Source organism: Catenibacterium sp. (assembly GCF_052354645.1).
Taxonomy (GTDB): domain Bacteria; phylum Bacillota_I; class Bacilli_A; order Erysipelotrichales; family Coprobacillaceae; genus Catenibacterium; species Catenibacterium mitsuoka_A.
The window spans coordinates 1-3056 of the sequence record NZ_DAWDDM010000239.1 but is presented as its reverse complement, the minus strand read 5'-3'; the positions used below and the strand labels follow the sequence as shown (position 1 = coordinate 3056).

General features: G+C 31.1%; 7 protein-coding genes. All 7 read left to right on the top strand.

Features of this window, described 5'->3' with window-relative positions; translation table 11 throughout:
* Positions 1–729 (top strand): type II secretion system F family protein (locus ACT8VG_RS09310; RefSeq protein ID WP_444195703.1); only part of this gene is annotated, 729 nt, incomplete at its 5' end.
* 8 nt (positions 730–737) lie between these two features.
* Positions 738–1043, top strand: coding sequence for a competence type IV pilus major pilin ComGC (comGC, locus tag ACT8VG_RS09305; protein ID WP_022424354.1), 306 nt, complete (start codon positions 738–740; stop codon positions 1041–1043).
* Positions 1024–1428 carry a hypothetical protein gene (locus tag ACT8VG_RS09300; RefSeq protein ID WP_444195702.1) on the top strand — a complete coding sequence of 135 codons (405 nt, stop codon included), beginning with the start codon at positions 1024–1026 and terminating at the stop codon, positions 1426–1428. Before comGC ends, ACT8VG_RS09300 begins: the two co-directional genes overlap by 20 nt.
* Positions 1418–1636: a hypothetical protein gene (locus tag ACT8VG_RS09295; protein WP_117458041.1), complete on the top strand. Its 219-nt coding sequence runs from the start codon at positions 1418–1420 to the stop codon at positions 1634–1636. The genes ACT8VG_RS09300 and ACT8VG_RS09295 overlap by 11 nt, the downstream gene beginning before the upstream one ends.
* Before the next feature lie 80 nt (positions 1637–1716).
* Positions 1717–2025 (top strand): ComGF family competence protein, encoded by a 309-nt coding sequence (locus ACT8VG_RS09290; protein WP_238634479.1) that lies wholly within the window; start codon positions 1717–1719, stop codon positions 2023–2025.
* Between the two features lie 25 nt (positions 2026–2050).
* Positions 2051–2380 carry a hypothetical protein gene (locus tag ACT8VG_RS09285; protein WP_226793899.1) on the top strand — a complete coding sequence of 110 codons (330 nt, stop codon included), beginning with the start codon at positions 2051–2053 and terminating at the stop codon, positions 2378–2380.
* A gap of 143 nt (positions 2381–2523) precedes the next feature.
* Positions 2524–3056, top strand: a 533-nt coding sequence (gene efp, locus ACT8VG_RS09280; protein ID WP_444195701.1) for an elongation factor P, incomplete at its 3' end; no start/stop codon positions are given.

Below are 3056 nucleotides of genomic sequence, written 5' to 3'. Positions count from 1 at the left end.
ATTTCGATAAGAAAGAAATTAACATCACAGATGACTTATCCTTTAATTTTAATTGTGTTTTTACTTTTTTTCTCATTATTTGCGACATTTATTCTCTTTCCAAAAGTGACATCGTTATTTAGTTCATTTGGAATGAATCCATCTTTGAGCTTTAGTATTCTATTTTTTATTATTCGTTTGATTCCTATTCTTATAATCGGTATATTAGTTGCACTTATTGTTTCTTTTGTTTATTTCCTTATCGCACTTAAGAAAAAGAAGTATTGGATTATTGAGCGTTTTCTTAAAGTTCCTTTTTTGAAAAAGTATATTCAAAAGTATTTCACATTTAAGTTCTGTCTTTATTTTAATGAATTATTAGAGGATCACATTGATTCAAATACAATTATAACTATGTTGAATGAGAATATGACTCAGAGTGATATTAAGATAGTATTATATGAGATTTATACAAGATTAAAGGAAGGAGAGCAGTTAGAAAATATTATTGATGGTTTTCCTTATTTTGATCATCTCTTTGTATCTATGTATAAGATGTATTTAAAGAATCCTGAAGAAATAGGCTCAATGAGGGGTTATTTAGATATTTCTCAGGAACAGATTACATATGCAGTGAACAAGTTTACTAAATTCTTTGTACCTATTGTTTATGGGTTTGTCGCATTTTTCGTCATCACTATTTATGTAGCAGTTATAATACCGATGATGAATGTTATTGGAGATATTTAGGAGGTTCTATGAAAAATAATAAAGCAGGTTTTACTTTAATCGAAATGATATTCTGTATTTCTGTTATTCTTGTGATTTTATTACTTGTTATTCCTAATGTTACAAGTAAGAATAATGTAGTAAAAGGCAAAGGATGTGAAGCACAGGTGGAAGTTGTTAATTCACAGATTATACTTTATCAGATAGAACATGATGAATTACCTACAAGTATTTCTCAATTAACATCTGGTTCTAATCCTTACCTCACTCAAAAACAGGCTACATGTCCAAATGGAAAATCTATTTATATATCAAATGGACAAGCTTATGTATAAGAAGGGATTTACGGTTGTTGAGATGTTATTTGTTTTGTCTATTACAATCTTTCTATCATCACTTTGTATGACTATGCATACACGCACAATTAATGAACAGGAAGAAATAGCGCTTATTAAAGCAATGTTTGATGAAGCAAGAGCAATGGCTATAGTAGAAAAAGATACAGTAAAGGTATCAGTCTCTAATCATCGTATTGATTTGATTGGGAAAGAAAATAAGACATTAAATCTAGAGGAAGGCTATCAGTTTCTTACAAATCATACATTTACATATAATGATCATGGGCGTATTAAAATAGCCAAGACTCTTGTTTTAAAAACACCTTATCATACAAGAAAGTTTGTGTTTCAGTTAGGAAGTGGTGCTTATTATGTTACTTAATCATAAAGGAAATACACTTATTGAGTCACTTTTCGCATTGTCTATTTATTTGATGATCGTGGTTTATTTTGTTGGATCTTTGACTGTATTGAATAAGGCACAGCTTAGATTTAGATATGTTCAAGAAAATAGTAATAAACAGGAATTACGCATTGCAGAGGAAGGAGATGATCTCCAATCAAAACTCAAAGAGGCTTTACGCTCGTAGAAATGTTGTTGTCTTTAAGTATTTGTTTAATGATTGTCTTGAATGTACCTTCTATCATACGCGTCTTAAAGGTCCCTGTAGTGAGTTATAATCAGGATATTGCGGTAGGCGCTAAACAGCTTGCTGATTATCTTCTTGTTTCCAAGATTAAGACATATAGTGAAGATATTGGATATTATGATGAGAAAGGCGAAGAGAATACCATTATCTTTGATAAGAGAAGACTTGTTAAAACACCTGGGTATGAAATATTAATAACTGATATAGATGATGTCATTTTCTTTGAAAAAGATGCATATATGTATATGACCATTACGAGAGGACAACAGAAATATACATATATGATCTGTGATTTATATAGAAAGCAGGAAGATTATGTCGAGGAATAGGGGAAGCATATTACAAGTAGTTTTAGTGATCTTTCTAATATTATTTACAAGCATATTCAGCTATTGTACGCTTGTAACAAGACAATATGAATTAACACGCTATCAGAGAATGATGAATGAACAAAGACGTATAGAAATACTATTAAGAAGACATTGGCGTTCTACAATTGATCAGGACATACTACTTAGTGATACCTATGAAATAGAAGAGAGTATTATTAGTTATACTGTAGACGATGATGGAAGGGATTATCTTATTGATTGTGATATTACCACAAAGTCTTATCACTATACAATGCAGGTTAAAATTGATATGGAAACTTTAGATATGCATGAGTGCATATATGGGCATTAATGGATACTGCATATATGGGCATTAATGGATACTGCATATATGGGCATTAATGGATACTGCATATATGGGCATTAATGGATACTTTACTTTATACTATTATTTATGATATAATGATGTCCGATTAGAAAGGATGATATAAAGTTATGATTAATGCAACTGATTTAAGACCAGGAGTAACATTTGAATATGATGGCAATCTTTATGTATGTTTAGATTATAGCCACAACAAGACAGCACGTGCTGCTGCAAACATTCGTGTTAAGATGAAGAACATGAGAACAGGAACTACTACTGAAATGACTTTTGGTAGTAATGCAAAGGTAAAGAAGGCTCAGGTAGAAAAGAGCAAAATGCAATATTTATATGACAATGGTGGTATGTTAGTATTCATGGATAATGAAACATATGACCAGGTTGAAATTCCTGCAGACCGCTTAGAATGGGAAATCAACTTCATGAAACCTTCTGATAATGTAGAAGTAACAAGCTATGAAGGTGAAATTTTAGGTGTCGCATTACCAGTCAATGTACCATTCAAGGTTATTGAAACTGAAGCAGCAGTTAAAGGTGATACTGCAACAGGTGCAACTAAGTATGCAACTATTGAAACAGGTTACCAGATCAAAGTACCTTTATTTATTGAAGAAGGCGAAGTTGTTGTTGTAAATAAAGTTGA

Coding starts and splice junctions, on each gene's coding strand:
- comGC (WP_022424354.1), top strand. CDS start 738: ATGAAAAATAATAAAGCAGGTTTTACTTTAATCGAAATGATATTCTGT.
- ACT8VG_RS09300 (WP_444195702.1), top strand. CDS start 1,024: ATGGACAAGCTTATGTATAAGAAGGGATTTACGGTTGTTGAGATGTTA.
- ACT8VG_RS09295 (WP_117458041.1), top strand. CDS start 1,418: ATGTTACTTAATCATAAAGGAAATACACTTATTGAGTCACTTTTCGCA.